The sequence below is a fragment of the Stutzerimonas tarimensis genome (assembly GCF_042648805.1).
Taxonomy (GTDB): Bacteria; Pseudomonadota; Gammaproteobacteria; order Pseudomonadales; family Pseudomonadaceae; genus Azomonas; species Azomonas tarimensis.
The window spans coordinates 1-2,133 of sequence record NZ_JBHRXZ010000036.1; the positions used below are offsets into that span (position 1 = coordinate 1).

Here is a 2,133-nt window from a genome sequence, read left to right on the forward strand (position 1 = left end):
CATGCGTCACGGAGATATTTCCAGCAGTCCCGACACCGTCGGCGTTGCCGTCGTCAACTACAAGATGCCGCGCCTGCACACCAAGGCCGAAGTGCTCGACAACGCCCGCAAGATCGCCGAGATGCTCAAGGGCATGAAGCTCGGCCTGCCGGGCATGGATCTCGTGGTGTTTCCCGAATACAGCACCATGGGCATCATGTACGACCCGGCCGAGATGATGGAAACCGCTGCCACCATCCCCGGCGAGGAAACCGCCATCTTCTCCGCCGCCTGCCGCGAGGCCAGGACCTGGGGCATCTTCTCGCTCACCGGCGAGCGCAACGAAGACCCGGCCAAGGCGCCGTACAACACGCTCATCCTGATCAACGACCAGGGCGAAATCGTCCAGAAGTATCGCAAGTGCATCCCCTGGTGCCCCATCGAAGGCTGGTATCCCGGCGACCGTACCTACGTCACCGAAGGCCCGAAGGGCATGAAGATCAGCCTGATCATCTGCGACGACGGCAACTACCCGGAAATCTGGCGCGACTGCGCGATGAAGGGCGCCGAGCTGATCGTCCGCTGCCAGGGCTACATGTACCCGGCCAAGGAGCAGCAGGTGCTGATGTCCAAGACCATGGCCTGGGCCAACAACTGCTACGTCGCGGTGGCCAACGCCGCGGGCTTCGACGGCGTGTACAGCTACTTCGGCCACTCGGCGATCATCGGCTTCGACGGCCGCACCCTGGGCGAATGCGGCGAGGAGGAGATGGGCATCCAGTACGCCCAGCTGTCGATCTCGCAGATTCGCGACGCCCGTGCCAACGACCAATCGCAGAACCACCTGTTCAAGCTGCTGCACCGCGGCTACACCGGCATGCACAACTCCGGTGATGGCGATCGAGGCGTGGCCGACTGTCCATTCGAGTTCTACCGCACCTGGGTGATGGATGCCGAAAAGGCCCGGGACGACGTCGAGGCCATGACCCGCAGCACCGTCGGCGTGGCCGATTGCCCGGTGTACGACCTGCCACACGGCGGCAAGGAAAAGACCGCGGGATAGGGCCGCAGGGTGGGTGGGCTTCGGCCCGTTGGACACAACGTCTGGGCAGGGTGGGCTGAAGCCCATCCTGCCTGCTGCTCGCCCCCCCTGGCCGTATGGGGGCGAGTTTCGCAAGAGATCCTTATGCCTTTCGTCAATGACTTGATCGACCACAACCGCGCCCAGGCCGCCGAGGCGGCGGACATCACCCGCGCCAAGGCGGCGAAGACCTCGCGCTTCCTGTTCGAGCCGGACGAGGCGATGCGCCTGTTGCGCAGCCGTATCGTCGGCCAGGAGTCCGCGCTGGAAGCCATGGAGGCGATGCTCAAGGTGGTCAAGGCCGGCATCGGCGACCCCGGCCGCCCGCTGGCGGTGAACCTGTTCACGGGCCCCACCGGGGTCGGCAAGACCGAGATCGTGCGCCTGCTGGCCCAGGCCATCCATGGCAAGCCGGACGCCTTCTGCCGCATCGACATGAACACCCTGGCCCAGGAGCACTACGCCGCCGCGCTGACCGGCGCGCCGCCGGGCTATGTCGGCAGCAAGGAGGGCACCACGCTGTTCGACATCGAGGCGATCCAGGGTAGCTTCAGCCGTCCCGGTATCGTCCTCTTCGACGAGCTGGAGAAAGCCAGCAAGGAGGTGGTGCGCAGCCTGCTCAACGTGCTCGACAGCGGTCAGCTGACGCTGTCCTCGGGTAGCAGGAAGATCGATTTTCGCAACAGCCTGATCTTCATGACCAGCAACATCGGCGCCCAGGACGCCTGGCACTACCGGGCCCGTTTCGACGGTGGGTGGCGGCGCTGGCTGGGGCTGGTGCCGCGAAACGAGCCGCAGGTGGTGGAGGCCGCGTTGCACCGGCACTTCGACCCTGAGTTTCTCAACCGCATCGACCGCATCCTCAGGTTCGAGCGCATCGAGGGGCAATGGATGGAGGCGCTGCTGGACATCGAGTCGAGCAAGCTCAACGCCCGGCTGGCGAAGCAGGGCAGGGCGCTGACCCTGACCGATGCCGCCCGCCGGCACCTGTGCAGCGGCCAGGACGTGCGCTTCGGTGCTCGTGATCTGGCCCGCCGCCTGCGTACCGAACTCGAACCGGTACTGGCCGAGGC

2 protein-coding genes are annotated in these 2,133 nt (G+C 65.7%); both read left to right on the forward strand.

Annotation, left to right across the window (positions count from 1 at the left end; genetic code table 11):
- Position 1 precedes the first annotated feature (1 nt).
- Positions 2 to 1,042 carry an aliphatic amidase gene (locus ACFOMF_RS18380; RefSeq protein WP_386367641.1) on the forward strand — a complete coding sequence of 347 codons (1,041 nt, stop codon included), beginning with the start codon at positions 2 to 4 and terminating at the stop codon, positions 1,040 to 1,042.
- 123 nt (positions 1,043 to 1,165) lie between these two features.
- The coding region (locus ACFOMF_RS18385; RefSeq protein WP_386367643.1) for an AAA family ATPase at positions 1,166 to 2,133 on the forward strand (968 nt) is incomplete at its 3' end.

What these genes read in the sequence shown, in the direction of transcription:
- ACFOMF_RS18380 (WP_386367641.1), top strand. Translation starts at nt 2, where the DNA reads ATGCGTCACGGAGATATTTCCAGCAGTCCCGACACCGTCGGCGTTGCC.